Here is an 18,346-nt window from a genome sequence, read left to right on the forward strand (position 1 = left end):
GCCCAACCATTAGCGTTAATTTTAAAAAAAATGGAAAACAAGACAACAAAATTTATTTTAAAAACCATTTTACTTTTCCCAATAGGATTTGGATTTTGGACTCTCATAAACGGATTTGACCTGAACCATTGGATTTTTCCCGTAATTGCAGGATTTGTGGGCTCGTTCGGAATCGTATTTTGGCAACTATTCGATTATGAAAAGTATGACGAAATTGAGTATGTGGACTTTTTGGAATCAAAACATTCTATAATTGTCGAGAACAGTAATGAAAACTGGAATGAAATAAATAAATTGATTAAAAATCAATTTGTGAAAATAAAAATTCTTGAGAAAACAGAAAACACTTTAAAAGTTCAAATAGAGCGAAAATTTATGGATTCAATACTCACGGTAAACAAAAATCAAAACAATATCGTAATGGATATTGAGAGAAAAAACCTTGGTTTTTTACCAGATAATGCAGAAAACTATCGGACTCTAAGAAAGCTTACAAAGGAACTAAAAGCATCTCAGAACCAAACTAAAAAAACGCTTTTAGATAGGAATAGAGCGTAACCGTTGCACAGATAGACTTCTTATTTGAATGGAAAAACTAACACCAAAAATGCAAACAAACAATTATAACTAGGCACAAAGACGGAAACAAAAGTGCTTTTATTCTTATACTACTCTTATATAAACATATTTACATATTTTATACAATGAAAAAAATTACAAGCTTCTTATTCGTTTTATTGGTCTCCTTAAATGTATTTTCACAAGACGCATATATTAAATTACCACAAGCAAAAACTAAAAATCTAAGCTATATATTCAACAAAAATGTAATTGGTAATGAATCTGTATTAAAAGGTTTAAGAAGCACAGAACAAGAAGTAAAAGATAAAGTGGAGCAACTATCTGTTTTAATAGACAAACCAAATAGAGAAACTGCCGACTATTATAACCAAACAGAACTAGGAATATTATTTATAGATTTAAAAGAAAAACTTACCTCTAAAACACAATGGGAACTAAATGAGTTTTTTGGTTTAGATAAACAAACGGAGGTGTATGTGGATGGCTATTTATTAGAAAGCAAAAAGTACAAAATAGCCCTAAAGGCAATTGTTGCAATGGAAATTGTAGAGCCAAACACCACAAACAGCCTTAAAACTAGAGTTCTAAATGTTTGGACATTGAAAAAAAGTGAACGATATTAAGAATAAAAAACTTTTATCCTACCAATGAACTACCAAACATTTAAACCACACTCAGATTTAGAATCTCTTATAAGTTGTTACTGGACTTTGGAAGTTCCTATACAAAAAGACCCAGAAAAACAACGGATTATTCCAGATGGCTGTATTGAAATGGCTTTTATTCTTGGAGACGATATTAAACGATACACTTCTGAAGATGAATTTATACTGCAACCTCGCGCAATGGTTCTTGGGCAAACCATTGAACCCTTTTATATTAAACCCACTGGATATGTAAATACTTTTGCTATTCGTTTTTACCCTTATGGTTTTGCTAATTTTGTTACTATGCCCATTAAAAATTTGGCAAATAAAGAAACACCCTTAGAATTATTGTTTGGAGAGAGTACTGCTAAAGATTTGGAACAAAAAATAATTAATGCAACAGATATCAAACAACGAATTTCGATTATAGAAAACTTTCTTTTAAAAAAGCTAAATACTAAAACAACTATAGATACTATTGTAAAACAAACGGTTGATGCTCTTTTATCATCAAATGGAACAGAATCTATAAAAACAATTCTAAAAGAGGACTTGTCTAAAAGAAGACAACTCGAAAGAAATTTTAAACAACAAATTGGTGTTAGCCCAAAACAATTAGGCAAAGTAATACGACTACAAACCGCCTTAAAAATGTTGTTAAACAAAAAGACTGACAACCTTACCAAAATAGCGTACCAAAGTGACTATTTTGACCAATCTCATTTCACAAAAGACTTTAAAGAGTTTACAGGAGTTAACCCTAAAGAATTTTTAGAGAATGAAAACATGACGCTCTCAGCACTCTTTTATAAATAAACAAAGTGTCGCATTTTTACAATTTTAATTTATAACAAAACGTAATATTTGTACCACAAACTTTAACTACAAAATATGAGAAGGACAATACTTTTAAGTACTGCTATTATTTCTTTCAGCATTTTAAGCTGTAAAAGTCAAGACAAATTAAATAACACTAACCAGCAAATTAGTTTAAAGAAAACCCAAGAAACAAATACTATGAAAAGTTTTATTTCCATTTTTGAAATTCCTGCTACAGAAATTACAAGAGCAATCAACTTTTACAAAGCAATTTTAGATATTAATATTGAAAAAATGGAATTCCCAGAAATGCAAATGGGAATATTCCCTTATGAAGGACAAGTGGTTACAGGGGTTATTATGAAAGCGGAAGGCTACACCCCATCGGCCAATGGTGTAACTATATATTTAAATGGAGGTAATAATCTTCAAATAATTCTGGACAAGGTCGAAAAAAATGGCGGAAAAATATTGGTTCCAAAATCACTTCACGCAGACGAAAGTGGGTATTATGCAATATTTCTTGACTCGGAAGGGAATAAAATTGGTTTACATTCTCCAAATTAAACCTGTCTTAGGTCTTAGTTTAAATTATAAATGACACCATCAAAAAAGAAAATATGCTTCCCATTCCATTAACTGTTTATTAGGTTTTGTATTGGTATCAATCTTGGCTATAAGTAGTGGCGTGTTTTAGCAATTACCTATAGCCAAGGTAAAATAAGAAATTAAAAAACCCGGGAACAACCCCGGGTTTAACGCACTAATACTACTAAGATATAAGGTTTAACGTAAACGATCTACAGATTTTACAAGATCTTCATCCTTTTTTATAGCTCTATTGGCAAGAACTAAAAAAACGATAGAAAATACAGGAATCAACATCCCAATACCCTTCTCAGAAACCAAAGTTTCTCCGGATAAATTTAGTGACCGATAAACGAAAAATCCTAGTAAAAAAATATTAAATATCATATTCAATCTGTTTACTACAAATTGATTTTTTCTTTGTTTAAAAAGCATAATGGCTATGAACGCTAATGCTGCAATACTATAAAATGCAACTGCAACTAGAACGTCTTGTTTTGCAAAAAATTCTACTCCTTTGGCATCTTTCCATAAAGGGAATATAAATGGTAATACACCACTTAATAAGATAACAACGAATAAATAAACGGATTGTATTCTCTGAATCATACAGTAATTTGCCTTTATTATTTGCAAAAATAGGTGTCTTTTTTAAAAATAACCATGTATTCTTAAAAATAATTTGTATTATTGTTACGTTATAAAAAAATACTTACCTTTTTTCGGGAATTCTTTTCCCTAATAAATTTTCCAAGTATCAACACTTCTTTAAAATAGTCATAAAAAAGACATACTAATTTATTATTCAATTAATGTTTGAGATTTCAGATTTAAAATCAAAAAAGCTTCCTGAGCTTCAAGAGATTGCAAAAGGATTAAATGTTCCTAAATACAAAACACAGAAAAAATTAGATTTGGTTTACCAAATTCTTGATGTGCAAGCTGCCAACCCTAAAGCTGCTGCCGAGGTTATAAAAACAGAACCAAAAGCTAAAGCCGTTACAGCGCCAAAAGCTAAAGCAGAGGCAACAGAAGAAAAACCTGCCGCAAGAAAACCTAGACCAAAAATTACCAGAAAAGTGGTAGAACCTGCTAAAGACACAGAAGCAAAAACTGCCGCCCCTAGTAATGAAACAACAAATACTCCTAAAGTAGCAGAAGCTACTAAAACGGAAAGTACAGAAGAAAAAAGGCCAAGACCTAGACCTAGACCTGTACAAAACAACAATGGCGACAAGAAAGATTTTCAGAAAAAAACGCCACAACATAAAAATCAAAGTACACAAAGAAATCGTCCTAACAAGCACGAAAAAAATAACAACTTTGACAAGGATCTAAAAAATAGGTACAAAGAACCAGAGTTTGAATTTGATAGTATTATTGCTAGTGAAGGTGTTTTAGATATAATGCAGGATGGGTACGGTTTTTTACGTTCCTCTGATTATAACTATTTATCTTCTCCCGATGATATTTATGTGTCACAGTCTCAAATTCGTTTATTTGGTTTAAAAACTGGAGATACCGTTCTTGGTAACGTAAGACCTCCAAAAGAAGGAGAAAAATATTTTCCTTTAATTAAAGTAAACAAAATTAATGGTATAGACCCTCAAATTGTAAGAGACCGTGTTTCTTTTGAGCATTTAACGCCATTATTCCCTCAAGAAAAATTTAGATTAGCAGAACGCCAAAGTTCTATATCTACGCGTATTATAGATTTGTTCTCTCCTATTGGTAAAGGACAAAGAGGTATGATTGTTTCTCAGCCAAAAACTGGTAAAACAATGTTACTCAAAGATATTGCAAATGGTATTGCTGCAAATCACCCAGAAGTTTATCAAATTATATTATTAATAGATGAACGTCCTGAGGAAGTTACAGATATGCAACGTAATGTAAAAGGAGAAGTTGTTGCTTCTACTTTTGACAAAGAACCTTCAGAGCATGTTCGTATAGCCAATATAGTTTTAGAAAAAGCAAAACGTTTAGTAGAATGCGGCCATGATGTTGTTATTTTATTAGATTCTATAACAAGGTTAGCACGTGCATACAACACGGTACAACCAGCTTCTGGTAAAGTATTAAGTGGTGGTGTAGATGCTAACGCATTAAACAAACCAAAACGTTTCTTTGGTGCTGCTCGTAACATTGAAGGTGGCGGTTCTCTTTCTATAATTGCTACTGCGCTTACAGAAACTGGGTCTAAAATGGATGAAGTTATCTTTGAAGAATTTAAAGGTACTGGTAACATGGAATTACAATTAGATCGTAAAATATCTAACCGTAGAATATTCCCTGCAATTGACCTTACTTCTTCTAGTACACGTAGAGACGATTTACTGTTAGATAAAGACACTATACAACGTATGTGGATCATGCGTAAATATTTAGCAGATATGAACCCTGTAGAAGCTATGGAGTTTATAGAACAACGTTTTAAACAAACTAAAAACAATGAGGAGTTCTTAATGACTATGAACCAATAATAGTCTAAGAATTTAAAATAATTTATATATAAAATCCCTAGTAGAAATTTCTACTAGGGATTTTTCTTTTCTCTAATAATTTTTAATATGCTTCCGGATGATAAAAACCATAACTATTATCCGCAGTTTCTAAAACAGTTTGCATCTCTTTAGTAGCCACATTAATTTTTTTAATACGGAATGGCGTTTTAAAAACTTCCAAACTATGAAAGTATACATACTTACCATCTGGAGACCAACACATACTACCACCATTTGAATTAGCATTATCTAACAAAACAGATTCTTTTTTTGTTACCAAATCATACAACAGTAAATCTACATTACTATATTCTACATTGCCTCCAGAAAAAACTATTTTAGTATTATCTGGAGAAAAATCTGGGTCATGATCACGAGTACTATTTTGTGTAAGTGATACTATATTAGTTACCGTATTGCTTTCCTTATTATAAATTCCTTTTTGCAATTCTAATTTTGTTAGATCAAAGGAAAGCTCATTATTAGCAAAACCCATAAATACAACAGTAGAATTATCTGTAGAATAATTACAATCTATAGCCCAATGGTTAGACAAAATTTTAGGATTTTTGCCTAAAGCATTAGTTTCTACTAAACGCCATTGCAAACCTACATTTGTTTCTACCTCAGCACACATTAAAATTTTTGTTCCATCCTTATTCCACCTACAAACTCCTTGTGCATTCCACCCGTTAGCGTTTTTAGGAAGTAATACTTTCGAATTAGCCCCATCTATATTCATAACCAATAATTCTGCATTTAAATAATCATCATGGTTTTTCTCTGAATTCACAACAGACCTATACACCAATATTTTAGAGGCATCTGGACTTACCTTAGGCCACCAAAAATCATAATTTGAGTCGCTTAACAAAAGTGTTTCCTCCCCTTTATGCAATTTATAGAGTTCATTATATCCCTTAGGATTCTTAGAATAAAGCAATGTAACATCTGTTTCCTTAGGTATACTAGTATCCTGAGAATCATCACTACATGAAAACATTAGGAAGACAATAGATACAAGTAGTAATTTAATTGTTGCCATAAAACTATTTTGAGTTTAGCGAATACATCCTACTATAAAAGAATAAACGCCTTATTACATTAACGATTAAAAAGCATCGTATTATATAATACATTTATAATTTTAAAAGCAGAAAACAAAAAAAGCCCTAACCAATGGTTAGAGCTCTTACATCTTATAAAAAGAGTAAATTATAAAGCCGCTACGTGTTTTGCTAATTTACTTTTTAAGTTAGCTGCTTTATTAGAATGAATAATGTTACGCTTAGCTAAACGATCTATCATACTAACAACACTAGGAAAAAGTGCCTCAGCATCTTTCTTAGTTTCTTGTGTACGTAACTTTCTTAATGCATTACGCATTGTTTTGTGCTGGTATCTGTTACGTAAACGTACTGCTTCGTTTCTTCTAATTCTCTTTAATGCTGACTTGTGATTTGCCATCTTATTTTTATTATTATGTTGTTGTTAGGGATATTATCCCAATTTTGTAGTCCGTAGGGGAATCGAACCCCTGTTACCAGGATGAAAACCTGGCGTCCTAACCCCTAGACGAACGGACCGTTAAGACATTTAAAATTCAATATTTCAGAACTTTTTGTAGTCCGTAGGGGAATCGAACCCCTGTTACCAGGATGAAAACCTGGCGTCCTAACCCCTAGACGAACGGACCATACATTGTGTAAATGCGGATGCAAAAATACAATTATTTTTTACTATCGCAACACCTGCACTTATTTTTTTTAAAAATTAATATGCTTTTGCAAATAACACTCTTCTTTTAGAGGGTTTTCCAGATATTATATCTACTCCATTTTCTTCTTTTGCATCCATAGGGATACAACGAATAGTTGCTTTTGTTTCTTCTTTTATCCTATCTTCCGTTTCTGTAGTACCATCCCAATGCACAGAAATAAAACCACCTTTGTTTTCTAAAACATCTTTAAATTCTTCGTAAGTATCTACTTCTGTTATATGGTCTTTCCTATGTTTTAATGCTTTTTGATGTATGTTTTTCTGAATATCTTCCATCAAAAATTCAATTTTAGAAATTACCGCATCAGCTGCAACCGTTTCTTTCTCAAAAGTATCTCTTCTTGCAACTTCATAGGTACCATTTTCTAAATCTCTAGGACCAATTGCTAAACGCACTGGAACTCCTTTTAATTCGTACTCATTAAATTTAAATCCTGGCTTGTGCGTGTCTCTATTATCAAACTTAACAGAAAACCCTTTTACACGTAATTCTTTTACTAACGGATTTACTTTTTCCGAAATAGCATCTAATTGCTCTATCCCTTTATAAATTGGAACAATCACAACTTGTATTGGAGCTAACATAGGAGGTAAAACCAATCCACTATCATCACTATGCGTCATAATTAACGCCCCCATTAAACGTGTAGAAACTCCCCAAGAAGTTGCCCATACATGTTCTTTTTTTCCTTCTTTAGTTGCAAATTTAACATCAAAAGCTTTTGCAAAATTTTGACCCAGAAAGTGAGATGTACCAGCCTGTAAGGCTTTACCATCTTGCATTAAAGCTTCTATACAATACGTTTCTACAGCACCTGCAAAACGCTCACTCTCTGTTTTTACTCCTTTAATTACAGGCACCGCCATGTGGTTCTCTGCAAAATCTGCATACACATGCATCATTTGTTCTGCTTCTTCAATAGCTTCCTTTTCTGTGGCATGCGCAGTATGCCCTTCTTGCCATAAAAATTCTGCTGTTCTTAAGAAAAGACGCGTACGCATTTCCCAACGCACCACATTTGCCCATTGGTTTATTAATAATGGTAAGTCTCTATAAGATTGTATCCATTTACGGTACGTATCCCAAATAATAGTTTCAGATGTTGGTCTAACTATTAATTCCTCTTCTAATTTAGCTTCTGGATCTACAATAACACCAGAACCATCTTCAGCATTTTTAAGTCTGTAATGCGTTACCACAGCACACTCTTTAGCAAAACCTTCTACATGACTAGCTTCTTTACTTAAATAGGATTTTGGTATAAAAAGTGGAAAATAAGCATTCTCATGCCCGGTTTCCTTAAACATTTTATCTAATGCTGCTTGCATTTTTTCCCATATTGCGTAACCGTATGGCTTAATAACCATACACCCACGAACTCCTGAATTTTCAGCTAAATCGGCTTTTACTACAAGTTCATTATACCATTTAGAATAATCCTCGCTTCTCTTCGTTAATTTTTTACTCATTATATGTAGTTTGGCACAAAACTTGTGTTTATGTTATTGAAAATAATTCGGTAAAACTAATTATTTTTACTATGTTCAACAATTAATTTTACAACGATGATATATTCTAGACCCCTCTATTCTTTTAACAAAGTGCTTTCCTTTGCTATTTTAGGTGTTTTTGCCGTTTCTTGTGGATCTTACCAACAAGCCTCTTATTACGATAACGATGGCATTTACTCATCTGGTAATGAATTAACTACAGAAACCAGTACACCAAATAGAACTGTCGTAAAAAAACAAAAAGAGAACAATACTTACGCAGATTACTTTGGTGAAAAAGCAAATCAATATAACGAAATATTAGACGAAGAAATCTTTACAGATGTTGATTCTTATTCTAGTAAAGTGGTTAATGATAGCATTAGCGAAGCACAACTAACAGATTATTACACATCTAACAATGATTACGAAGGGTATGGTAATTGGGGCGACAATACTTCTGATGTAAGCATTACAGTATATAACAACGGTTGGAATAACGGCTGGAACAATTTCGGCTGGAACAATTTCGGCTGGAACAATTTCGGCTGGAACAATTTTGGTTGGAACAATTTTGGATGGGGAGGTTATGGATATGGATGGGGAAACCGTTATTTTGATTACGGATGGGGATACAGCAGCCCATGGAATTACGGATTTTACAACCCATGGGGATGGGGCGGCTACGGATTCGCAAACCGCTGGAACTATCCACACTATTATGGTTATGGAGGGTATTACGGTAACAGATTTAACAGATACAATAGAAGCTACGCATACAATAATTCTAGAAGAGGATATTACTCAAGAGGTAATGTAACAAATAGATCTAGCAGAATAACCACTAGATCTAGTTATTCTGGTAGAACAAGTTCTCCAAGATATAGAAGCACAAGTACACGTACTTCCAATACTAGAGGTACCACATCTAGAAGTTATAGAAGTGGAAGCTCTAGCAGATCAGTTGGTGTAGATCAAAACAGAGCCTACAGAACAAGTAGAAGTACCAGAGCTACTCCTAGATATAATAGCTCTTCTAGAACTAGTCAAACTAGTAGAAGTTCTTCTCCAAGGTCAAGTACTTACAGAAGTGGAAGATCTACCTCTAGAAGCACAAGTACCGCACCTAGAACATCTTCGTACAGAAGTTCTAGCTCCAGAACAAGTAGCCCTAGAACAAGCAGCTCTAGATCTAGTAGTTCTAGATCCAACCAATCCTACAGAAGTTCTTCTCCACGTAGCAGCAATTACAGCTCTGGAAGAAGTAGCTCATCTAGCAGAAGTAGTGGTAGCTATAGAAGCTCTAGCAGTTCTTCTAGAAGTAGCGGTTCTAGGTCATCTAGTAGCAGAGGTAGAAACTAGTATTTTAAGCTTTTAATTGATAAAAAATATTCTATGAAACATATATATACTTCATTATGTCTTTTGGCATGCATTACATTAAGCGCCCAAAGTAGCGCCGATGCATTACGATATAGCACAGAAAACACTACAGGAACAGCTCGTTACAATGCAATGAGTGGTGCATTTGGAGCCTTAGGCGGAGACTTATCTGCTTTAAATACGAACCCTGCTGGATCTGCAGTATTTACAAACAGTCTTTTCACTATATCTGGCAGTAACTACAATAGAGATAATTATGCAAGTTATTTTAATACAGGAAACGGAACAAAATTAAATAGCTTAAATATAAACCAAGCTGGCGGTGTTTTTGTTCTTAAAAATAATGGCGATAGTGATTGGAAAAAAATTACACTTGCCATAAATTATGATTTAGCTACAAATTTTGATAATGAGTTTTTTGCATCAGGAGAAAGTAGACAAGGGATAGATAATTATTTTTTAAATTTTGCACAGGGAGTTCCTTTTGGATCTATATTAAAACAAGATGGTGAATTTTTAGAAGATGCCTATTTAGATATTGGTGCTAATGCAGGTTTTGGAAGTCAGCAAGCATTTCTAGGATATTATGGAGGTATATTAGACCCTGCTAATGAAAATGATGATACGGATCAATATACAAGAAATGCTAATTATACCACTGTAAACCAATCTTATTTAAAAAATACTTCTGGATACAACAGCAAAATAACTCTGAATATAGGTACACAATACCAAGAAAATTTATACTTAGGAGCTTCTTTAAACTTTCATAGTATTGTGTATGATGAACTTAAAGAGTTTACAGAAAGAGGCTATGACAATGACTCTCCTATACAAGAAACATTTTTTGATAGTTTTTTACATACAGAAGGAAATGGAGTATCATTAAATATTGGCGCTATTGCAAAACTTAATCAATTTATACGTATTGGTGGCAGTTACCAAACTCCCACTTGGTACAGAATTAATGATGAATTTTCGCAAAAAGTAGATTCAGACTTAGCAGATGACGATATAGGTTTTATTAATTTTAATGTTGTAAATATATTTGACACCTATACTCTTAAAACCCCTAGTAAACTTACAGGAAGTTTAGCCGTTGTTTTTGGTAAGCAAGGACTTCTTAGTTTTGACTATGGCTACCAAGATATGTCTAAAGCAGAATTTAGACCCACTAATGACCCTAATTTTTCTATTGAAAACGACAACATAAGCAGCACTCTTGGAGGTGTTTCCACATTAAGAATTGGTGGGGAATATAGAATAGCATTAGTTAGCTTAAGAGCTGGATATCGTTACGAACAAAGCCCATATAGCAACAACAATTTTACTGGAGATTTAAGTGGATTTTCTGGGGGAATAGGATTTAACTTTGGAGGAAGTAAATTAGATTTTGGATTAAGTAGAACTGACCAAGATGTGAGTGAATTACTATTTACAACAGGACTTACAACTCCTGCCGTTGTAAATAGGATTAATACAAATGCTACTATTAGCTATACTTTAAACTTCTAAAAATTAAAGCATTTATAAAAAAAGAGCCTATAAGGGCTCTTTTTTTGTTTTATCTTTTTAATGTAAAATGTGTCTTTCGATTTTTTGCGACTATAAGACCACCTTCATCCTCGGTATATTCTAACCTAAACCAGTAATCTGTAGAAGGTAATTGCCTGCCATTATAGGTACCATCCCAACCAATTGTATTAGCATCTAACTGTTTTAACAATTTTCCATAACGATCAAAAATAAATACTCTTGCATCGGTTAACCTATCAATACCTAAAACATTCCAGAAATCATGAAATCCATCACTATTTGGTGTAAAGAATTTTGGATATCCTATTATAAAAAAGTCTATAGGCTCTGTAATTCCACAACCATTCTTATCATTTATAATTAGTGTATTTAAACCTGGCGGAATATCATTAAAAATGGGATCATCCTGAAATTCCCCACCATTTATTGCAAATTCATATTTACTATTACCAACCACGAAAATCTCTATATTATTCTTATCTGGATCTGCAGATAAGTTTGTTTCTAAAATTTCTACTCTATCTAGTACTGGCTCTCCATGAAAAGTAATTAACACCCCTCCATCATCAGCAACAGTAGGGGGCGTACCACTAGCAGTAGTAATTACCGCAAAATACCTTCCTGAATTTGGACTTACTACTACTAATTCTGCTCCAAAATCTCCAGAACCTGGCAAAGTAGCATCAACTTGCCCATCATCTTCATAATCTACCGTCCACTCTACACTTCCTATATCTGAACCCGCAGGGGAATTAAGTGCACTTAATGTAATATCTGGATCCCCTTCACAAGCAACAATGTCTAATCCTAAAAATTCATCACGCAAAGTGCAATCTAAAGCTGTATTTTGATCTGCTTCTACAGAGCTCCCTGTAAATGTTAATGAATAAGGCTCAGGGTCACCATCAAAATTAGTATTAAAATTATTTATTAAGATATAATATATTTCACCAGGCTCTACATCTAACCATTCGTCATAAGTATTTTGGCTACCAGTTAAAAATGGTGCTCCTTCTTGACCATTTTCTGGATTTACTCCTACCCCTGTAAAATTTGTAGTATTTACCTCGTAATTACATCTAATTGGCTGCGCTACTCCGCTACCAATATCTCCACAATCTACATCTGGACCATATACTGCAAAATCCCATTCTGCAGTTGGTGTTCCACTACCACCGCCAATTGGTAAAGATTCTATATCAAAACCAACTTGTCCGCCAGTACCAGCTCTAAAAACATACCAAGATGTATTGTTTTCTATGTTTGCAGAAGAAATACTTCCTTTTTCTAAACAGCCGGACTCCCTGACTACATCTGGGTCAAAATCATCTATATCTCCACCTCCATCAGCTTCAGAAAAAATAGGAGCATCTGCACAGACTGGAATTGCAGTCCTACAGTCTGCCGAATTTTGTTGCGCATTTGTATTAAACAAAATAAATAAAAAACAAATAATCGTTAAATAAGGTAATCGCATAGATTGTGGTGCTAACATTACATTAGAGATTACTACTATAACTAGTACACCATCAGTTTAGTATATTAAACGTAAAAATTAGACACTTAATCGATGAATAACATAAAATATCCTATCCAAGGCTAGAAAATTATCGTTTTAAAGAAAAATGATTATTTATATATTTTGCAGTTTGAGTTTGCCCATTTTCATCTGTATAATCTAATTTAAACCAATAATCTGCTACAGGTAAAGGCACTCCATTATAGGTGCCATCCCAACCTTTTGAAGCACTTCCAAATTGGTATAAAAATTTACCAAAACGGTCATAAATATATACCTGTGGATTTTGCAATTCTGCAATTTCTTTTATTTGCCAGTAATCATTAATAGAATCTCCGTTTGGTGTAAAGAATTTTTCAAAACCTATCACTACAATTTCTTCGGCTACTTCACCACAACCTTTAGGGTCTATCACTTTTACAGTATGCCTACCAGGTAACACATTACTAAATTGTCTAGATTGTTGCACTGTTTCTTCATCCATTTGATAGCTATACTCGCCTTCTAAATTTATAAACACTTCTACAGTATTACTACTTTGCAAGTCCTCTATTTTAACATCTATTATTTCTGGTAGATCCGACTTAACAACAGTAACACTTCTTGTATTTGTGCAACTTACACCATTGCTTGTATGTATTGCTGTTAAAGTATAAATCCCAGATTGACTTGCAATAATGCTAGAAGATGTTTCTCCTGTATCCCAACTATATGTATAATTTGAATTTGGAGACAACTCCCCTATAGTTCCAGAAGTCTCATTGGCGCATAAAAACAATTCTTCATCAAAAGTTAAAACAGGGGTTTCTACACTTGTATATCTAAAACTCTCGGAGGCATCAAAACACTTAGGGTTTTCTATAGAAGTTGTGCGAACATAAATGGTTTGCGTACCTACTAAAACTGTACCTTCTTTCTCTAATGGATTTACACCATTTGTTGCATCATTTTGTAATGTATGATAACTAACTCTAAAATCACTAGAACTTTGCGTTCCTAATGCTTCCAAATCTTTTAATTGTAAATTAATTTGTGAATTTCCAGAACAAGAAACTTCATCTTGCAAAGGATATGTAACTGGCGATGGTGAAAAAGCCACCTGTGCCTCACTAACAATATTATTTCCTGAAGGCATTACAACAAGAACACGATATAATGCAGAAACCGCAACATTTAATGTGGGTGCACTTTCACCAGGTATTCTTGAAAATCCTGTTCCTAAATCTAAATACCATTCATAACCAATAGCGGTAGCTGTTGTTGCGTCTAAAATAACCGTATCTGTATCACAAGCAGATACAGGCGGCCCTAATAAATTATTAATTATAGAACAATCTAAAGCATTATTAGGGTTTGTAACAAAAATATTCCCCGAAAACTGAATAGAAAAACCTGAGTTTGTATTACTAAAATTATTTATCAGCAACAAATAATCTTCTCCTGGTTCTACCTGTAGCCATTCTTCATACAAAAAAGTATCTTCATCTCCTGTTGGATCCACACCAACCCCCATATAGGTATTGGCATCGGTATTATCAAAAAAATTGCAACGAACAGGCATTCCTAAATTATTACAATCTGATGCTTCATATAATGCAAAATCCCAATCTTCAGAAGTATCAAAACCTATATTGAAACCCAACTGCCCGCTAGCACCAGTTCTAAACTTATACCAAGCAGAATTAGTCTCTATTACTCCGGATGTTGTTTGTCGTAAACAACCACTTTCTGTAGCTCCACTAAAATCATCTACACCATAACCTGTTGTACCACCATTTACTGGTGTATTATTACATATTGGAATAGCATTAGAGCAATCTGGAGAAACTTGAGCATTTAGCAACAAACCAGAAGCAAAAAAAAGAAAACATATTACTGCACCTAAACGGTTCATAAACATATACAAATTTGTAATTCCTAAAAATAACCAACCTGTTTTCTTAACACTAATTTATGTTGTGTAAGCACTAGAATATAGTATAAAGTGCCATATTATGTATATCTTTGCGCTTCCATTAAAGTTGAATTTAAATGAAAATCGACACAACATTAGAAGAGCAATTTGATAACATGGGAGACGACCATATATCCTCTGCAGAAGACACTCCTATGCGAGAAGATGCATTTGCTCTAAATGACAAAGAGAAAATAGAAAAGATTAAAGCTAGCGTTACCGATATTTTGCACACCTTAGGTTTAGACTTAAATGACGATAGTTTAAAAGGAACTCCTAATAGAGTAGCAAAAATGTTTGTTAATGAAATTTTTGGCGGATTACACCCAGACCGCAAGCCTAAAGCATCTACTTTTGATAATAAATACAAGTATGGAGAAATGCTTGTAGAAAAAAACATTACTCTTTACTCTACCTGTGAGCACCACTTATTACCAATTGTTGGTAGGGCTCATATTGCATATATTTCTTGTGGTTCTGTAGTTGGCCTTTCTAAAATGAATCGTATTGTAGATTATTACGCAAAAAGACCTCAAGTACAGGAAAGACTTACTATTCAGGTTGTAAAAGAATTGCAAAAAGTTTTAGGCACGGAAGATGTTGCTTGTATTATTGACGCTAAGCATTTATGCGTAAATTCTCGAGGAATTAGCGATATAGAAAGCAGTACAGTTACTGCAGAATATGGTGGAAAATTTAAAGAAGAAGCCGTTCGTAGAGAATTTTTAAATTTTATTCAACTAGAAACTAAATTTTAATACCATTCCCTTTCCAAAATGCAAGCATTTAAAAATCAGACTTTAAAAATATATAATTCCCTTAGTGGAAAAAAAGAAGTTTTTAAACCCATAAATGAAGGCCACATAGGTATGTATGTTTGTGGGCCTACAGTTTACAGCAATGTCCATTTAGGAAACTGTAGAACATTTATGTCCTTTGATATGATTTTTAGATACTTTAAGCATCTGGGATTTAAAGTAAGGTATGTAAGGAATATTACAGATGCTGGCCATTTGGTTGATGATGCAGATGATGGAGAAGACAAAATTGCTAAAAAAGCACGTTTAGAGCAATTAGAACCGATGGAAGTTGTACAACGTTACACGGTTGACTTTCATAATATTTTAGAAAAATTTAATTTTCTTCCTCCAAGCATAGAACCTACTGCTACTGGACATATAATTGAACAAATAGAAATCATTAAAACAATTATAAACAATGGCTTTGCATATGAAGTAAACGGCTCTGTTTATTTTGACGTAACCACTTTTAATGAAAAAAAGGAGTACGGAAAACTTAGCGGGAGAAAACTAGAAGACATGATTGCTAATACTCGTGAATTAGCAGCACAAAGTGAAAAAAGGAATCCGCAAGATTTTGCTTTATGGAAAAAAGCAGAACCAGAACATATTATGCGTTGGCCTTCTCCTTGGGGAGATGGTTTTCCTGGCTGGCATTTAGAGTGTACAGCAATGAGCACAAAATATTTGGGAGAAACTTTTGATATACATGGTGGTGGAATGGATTTAAAATTCCCACATCATGAATGTGAAATTGCACAAGCAGAAGCTTGCAACGGACACTCTCCAGTTAATTATTGGCTACATGCCAATATGCTTACTTTAAATGGTAAAAAAATGGCAAAATCTACTGGAAACAGTATATTACCAAATGAAATTTTTACTGGAGAAAACACTTTCTTAAGTAAAGCTTTTTCTCCTTCTGTGGTTCGTTTTTTTATGATGCAAGCACACTACACTAGTATTTTAGATATTAGTAATGATGCCCTTTTAGCATCAGAAAAAGGGTTTAACAAACTTATGGAGGCTATAGACAGCTTAAATAAATTACCTGTAAAAAACAACTCTACTTTTAATATAGAACAATGGCGACAACAATGTTATGATGCCATGAACGATGATTTTAATAGTCCAATACTTATTGCAAAATTATTTGAAGCTGTAAAACAAATTAACCTTATTAAAGAAGAAAAAGGAAGTATTACGCAAGAAAACAAAACAATACTAACCGAAACACTTAACAGTTTTGTTTTTGATGTTCTTGGTTTAGAAGACAAAAACACTACAGATAATAGCAGTAATAAAATAGACGGTGTAGTAGAACTTTTAATTGAATTAAGAAAAGAAGCTAGAGAGAATAAAGATTTTGCTACATCAGACAAAATTAGAAACCAATTAGCTGAAATGGGGATAGAATTAAAAGATGGAAAAGAAGGCACTACTTTTAATATTCTGTAATTAAAAAAGTATGGCAAAAAAAATACTAATAGCACCTTTTGTTTTTTTAGTTAAGTTTTACCAAACTGCAATATCACCCTTTACGCCTGCAACATGCCGCTACTCCCCCACATGTTCTCAGTATACTTTAGAAGCCATGAAAAAACATGGCCTTTTTAAAGGAGGGTGGCTAGCAACAAAAAGAATATTTAGCTGCCATCCTTGGGGAGGAAAAGGATATGATCCTGTACCATAAATTTAAAAAAATACTAACATTTAACTCCTAAGTAGGTAATAGTAATTACTTATCTTAGGCATTCATAAAAAAACAAAACACAACTATGTTTTTCTTAGGCTTTACTTGGAATCCCAATGAAACTCTTTTTAATATAGGTTTCATTCAGATTAAATATTACAATTTATTATGGATTACCTCTTTTGCTTTAGGATGGTATTTAATGAAAAAAATATTTTTGAATGAAAAGAAAACTGTAGAGCAGTTAGATTCTCTTTTTATTTATACGGTATTAGCCACAATGCTTGGCGCTCGTCTAGGCCATGTTTTCTTTTATGATTGGCCGTATTACAAAAACCATATAATTGAAATCTTGTTACCAATAAGAGAGTCTGCAAATAGTGCTTTATTTGGTTTTATTAGTGGCTATGAATTTACAGGTTTTACCGGTCTAGCAAGTCATGGTGCTACTATTGGTATTATTATTGGTATGTATTTATACACTAGAAAATTTCCAGAGTTTAAAATTTTATGGATATTAGATAGATTGGTTGTTCCTGTATCTATAGGTGCTTTTTGTGTGCGTTTAGGAAACTTCTTTAATTCTGAAATCAACGGAAAACCTGTAGAAAAATCATTTGCATTTGCCACTCGTTTTATTAGAGACTCGGATGATTTACACCCGTCTAAAGCACTCGCAATAACAAAAGAAAAAACATTAAACGCAGCATACGCAGCCATAGAAAACAACCCTAAGTTTGCACAATATTTAGAAGAAATTCCATATCGTCATCCTGCACAATTATATGAAGGAATAAGCTATATTTTTGTTTTTATAATTCTTTACTTTTTATATTGGAAAACAGATAAAAAAGATAAATCTGGTTATTTATTAGGTTTATTTTTAGTTCTTCTTTGGAGTATTAGATTTATTGTAGAATTTGTTAAGAAAAGTCAAGGTGGTTTTGAAGAATCTTTAGGATTACTATCTACTGGACAATGGCTAAGTATTCCTTTTATAATTATTGGTTTCTATTTTATGTTCAAACCATCTAAATTAAGTTCAAAATAA

Annotated in this window: 17 protein-coding genes and 2 tRNA genes; 11 read left to right on the top strand and 8 right to left on the bottom strand. The window is 33.1% G+C overall.

The features are described from left to right. The first annotated feature begins 30 nt into the window (after positions 1-30). The 4 genes from Q0945_RS01280 (at position 31) to Q0945_RS01295 (ending at position 2,615) form a co-directional block, all read left to right on the top strand. Positions 31-558: a hypothetical protein gene (locus tag Q0945_RS01280; protein WP_299429973.1), complete on the top strand. Its 528-nt coding sequence runs from the start codon at positions 31-33 to the stop codon at positions 556-558. Between the two features lie 146 nt (positions 559-704). Further along, positions 705-1,205 carry a hypothetical protein gene (locus Q0945_RS01285; RefSeq protein ID WP_299429975.1) on the top strand — a complete coding sequence of 167 codons (501 nt, stop codon included), beginning with the start codon at positions 705-707 and terminating at the stop codon, positions 1,203-1,205. 24 nt (positions 1,206-1,229) lie between these two features. Beyond that, positions 1,230-2,045, top strand: coding sequence for a helix-turn-helix domain-containing protein (locus tag Q0945_RS01290; protein WP_299429976.1), 816 nt, complete (start codon positions 1,230-1,232; stop codon positions 2,043-2,045). 75 nt (positions 2,046-2,120) lie between these two features. Then, positions 2,121-2,615 carry a VOC family protein gene (locus Q0945_RS01295; RefSeq protein ID WP_299429979.1) on the top strand — a complete coding sequence of 165 codons (495 nt, stop codon included), beginning with the start codon at positions 2,121-2,123 and terminating at the stop codon, positions 2,613-2,615. Positions 2,616-2,834: 219 nt separating this feature from the next. On the opposite strand, the gene Q0945_RS01300 is transcribed toward Q0945_RS01295, so the two are convergent. Beyond that, entirely contained in the window at positions 2,835-3,245 is a 411-nt protein-coding gene (locus tag Q0945_RS01300) for a DUF4293 domain-containing protein (RefSeq protein WP_299429981.1), read from the bottom strand. A 203-nt stretch (positions 3,246-3,448) separates the two neighbouring features. On the opposite strand from Q0945_RS01300, the gene rho reads away from it, so the two are divergent. Continuing rightward, a complete protein-coding gene (gene rho, locus Q0945_RS01305) occupies positions 3,449-5,119 on the top strand; it encodes a transcription termination factor Rho (RefSeq protein WP_299429983.1) in 1,671 nt (556 codons plus the stop codon). 82 nt (positions 5,120-5,201) lie between these two features. Here rho and Q0945_RS01310 read toward each other — a convergent pair whose 3' ends face one another. The 5 genes from Q0945_RS01310 to proS form a co-directional block, all read right to left on the bottom strand. Continuing rightward, entirely contained in the window at positions 5,202-6,185 is a 984-nt protein-coding gene (locus tag Q0945_RS01310; protein WP_299429984.1) for a hypothetical protein, read from the bottom strand. Positions 6,186-6,355: 170 nt separating this feature from the next. After that, positions 6,356-6,607 carry a 30S ribosomal protein S20 gene (gene rpsT, locus Q0945_RS01315; protein ID WP_121068456.1) on the bottom strand — a complete coding sequence of 84 codons (252 nt, stop codon included), beginning with the start codon at positions 6,605-6,607 and terminating at the stop codon, positions 6,356-6,358. Between the two features lie 47 nt (positions 6,608-6,654). After that, positions 6,655-6,726: transfer RNA gene (locus Q0945_RS01320), tRNA-Glu, on the bottom strand. A 38-nt stretch (positions 6,727-6,764) separates the two neighbouring features. Continuing rightward, positions 6,765-6,836, bottom strand: a tRNA-Glu gene (locus Q0945_RS01325). A 77-nt stretch (positions 6,837-6,913) separates the two neighbouring features. Further along, positions 6,914-8,389 (bottom strand): proline--tRNA ligase, encoded by a 1,476-nt coding sequence (gene proS, locus Q0945_RS01330; protein WP_299429987.1) that lies wholly within the window; start codon positions 8,387-8,389, stop codon positions 6,914-6,916. Positions 8,390-8,485: 96 nt separating this feature from the next. On the opposite strand from proS, the gene Q0945_RS01335 reads away from it, so the two are divergent. Further along, positions 8,486-9,772 (top strand): hypothetical protein, encoded by a 1,287-nt coding sequence (locus Q0945_RS01335; protein ID WP_299429989.1) that lies wholly within the window; start codon positions 8,486-8,488, stop codon positions 9,770-9,772. 33 nt (positions 9,773-9,805) lie between these two features. After that, positions 9,806-11,308, top strand: coding sequence for an aromatic hydrocarbon degradation protein (locus Q0945_RS01340; protein WP_299429991.1), 1,503 nt, complete (start codon positions 9,806-9,808; stop codon positions 11,306-11,308). Positions 11,309-11,357: 49 nt separating this feature from the next. Here the strand turns inward: Q0945_RS01340 and Q0945_RS01345 are convergent, their stop codons facing one another. Together Q0945_RS01345 and Q0945_RS01350 are read right to left on the bottom strand one after the other, a co-directional pair. Further along, positions 11,358-12,824 (bottom strand): T9SS type B sorting domain-containing protein, encoded by a 1,467-nt coding sequence (locus Q0945_RS01345; RefSeq protein WP_299429993.1) that lies wholly within the window; start codon positions 12,822-12,824, stop codon positions 11,358-11,360. A 112-nt stretch (positions 12,825-12,936) separates the two neighbouring features. Next, a complete protein-coding gene (locus tag Q0945_RS01350) occupies positions 12,937-14,742 on the bottom strand; it encodes a T9SS type B sorting domain-containing protein (RefSeq protein ID WP_299429995.1) in 1,806 nt (601 codons plus the stop codon). A 137-nt stretch (positions 14,743-14,879) separates the two neighbouring features. On the opposite strand from Q0945_RS01350, the gene folE reads away from it, so the two are divergent. The 4 genes from folE (at position 14,880) to lgt (ending at position 18,346) form a co-directional block, all read left to right on the top strand. After that, positions 14,880-15,560: a GTP cyclohydrolase I FolE gene (gene folE, locus Q0945_RS01355; protein ID WP_299429997.1), complete on the top strand. Its 681-nt coding sequence runs from the start codon at positions 14,880-14,882 to the stop codon at positions 15,558-15,560. Positions 15,561-15,578: 18 nt separating this feature from the next. Continuing rightward, the gene (cysS, locus tag Q0945_RS01360; protein ID WP_299429999.1) at positions 15,579-17,060 is read left to right on the top strand and encodes a cysteine--tRNA ligase; all 1,482 of its coding nucleotides are present in this window, start codon (positions 15,579-15,581) and stop codon (positions 17,058-17,060) included. 10 nt (positions 17,061-17,070) lie between these two features. After that, the gene (yidD, locus tag Q0945_RS01365; protein WP_299430001.1) at positions 17,071-17,295 is read left to right on the top strand and encodes a membrane protein insertion efficiency factor YidD; all 225 of its coding nucleotides are present in this window, start codon (positions 17,071-17,073) and stop codon (positions 17,293-17,295) included. Positions 17,296-17,380: 85 nt separating this feature from the next. Beyond that, positions 17,381-18,346, top strand: coding sequence for a prolipoprotein diacylglyceryl transferase (lgt, locus tag Q0945_RS01370; protein ID WP_299430003.1), 966 nt, complete (start codon positions 17,381-17,383; stop codon positions 18,344-18,346).

The organism is uncultured Maribacter sp., from assembly GCF_947500405.1.
Lineage (GTDB): Bacteria > Bacteroidota > Bacteroidia > Flavobacteriales > Flavobacteriaceae > Maribacter_B.

What these genes read in the sequence shown, in the direction of transcription:
- Q0945_RS01280 (WP_299429973.1), top strand. Translation starts at nt 31, where the DNA reads ATGGAAAACAAGACAACAAAATTTATTTTAAAAACCATTTTACTTTTC.
- Q0945_RS01285 (WP_299429975.1), top strand. Translation starts at nt 705, where the DNA reads ATGAAAAAAATTACAAGCTTCTTATTCGTTTTATTGGTCTCCTTAAAT.
- Q0945_RS01290 (WP_299429976.1), top strand. Translation starts at nt 1,230, where the DNA reads ATGAACTACCAAACATTTAAACCACACTCAGATTTAGAATCTCTTATA.
- Q0945_RS01295 (WP_299429979.1), top strand. Translation starts at nt 2,121, where the DNA reads ATGAGAAGGACAATACTTTTAAGTACTGCTATTATTTCTTTCAGCATT.
- Q0945_RS01300 (WP_299429981.1), bottom strand. Translation starts at nt 3,245, where the DNA reads ATGATTCAGAGAATACAATCCGTTTATTTATTCGTTGTTATCTTATTA.
- rho (WP_299429983.1), top strand. Translation starts at nt 3,449, where the DNA reads ATGTTTGAGATTTCAGATTTAAAATCAAAAAAGCTTCCTGAGCTTCAA.
- Q0945_RS01310 (WP_299429984.1), bottom strand. Translation starts at nt 6,185, where the DNA reads ATGGCAACAATTAAATTACTACTTGTATCTATTGTCTTCCTAATGTTT.
- rpsT (WP_121068456.1), bottom strand. Translation starts at nt 6,607, where the DNA reads ATGGCAAATCACAAGTCAGCATTAAAGAGAATTAGAAGAAACGAAGCA.
- proS (WP_299429987.1), bottom strand. Translation starts at nt 8,389, where the DNA reads ATGAGTAAAAAATTAACGAAGAGAAGCGAGGATTATTCTAAATGGTAT.
- Q0945_RS01335 (WP_299429989.1), top strand. Translation starts at nt 8,486, where the DNA reads ATGATATATTCTAGACCCCTCTATTCTTTTAACAAAGTGCTTTCCTTT.
- Q0945_RS01340 (WP_299429991.1), top strand. Translation starts at nt 9,806, where the DNA reads ATGAAACATATATATACTTCATTATGTCTTTTGGCATGCATTACATTA.
- Q0945_RS01345 (WP_299429993.1), bottom strand. Translation starts at nt 12,824, where the DNA reads ATGTTAGCACCACAATCTATGCGATTACCTTATTTAACGATTATTTGT.
- Q0945_RS01350 (WP_299429995.1), bottom strand. Translation starts at nt 14,742, where the DNA reads ATGAACCGTTTAGGTGCAGTAATATGTTTTCTTTTTTTTGCTTCTGGT.
- folE (WP_299429997.1), top strand. Translation starts at nt 14,880, where the DNA reads ATGAAAATCGACACAACATTAGAAGAGCAATTTGATAACATGGGAGAC.
- cysS (WP_299429999.1), top strand. Translation starts at nt 15,579, where the DNA reads ATGCAAGCATTTAAAAATCAGACTTTAAAAATATATAATTCCCTTAGT.
- yidD (WP_299430001.1), top strand. Translation starts at nt 17,071, where the DNA reads ATGGCAAAAAAAATACTAATAGCACCTTTTGTTTTTTTAGTTAAGTTT.
- lgt (WP_299430003.1), top strand. Translation starts at nt 17,381, where the DNA reads ATGTTTTTCTTAGGCTTTACTTGGAATCCCAATGAAACTCTTTTTAAT.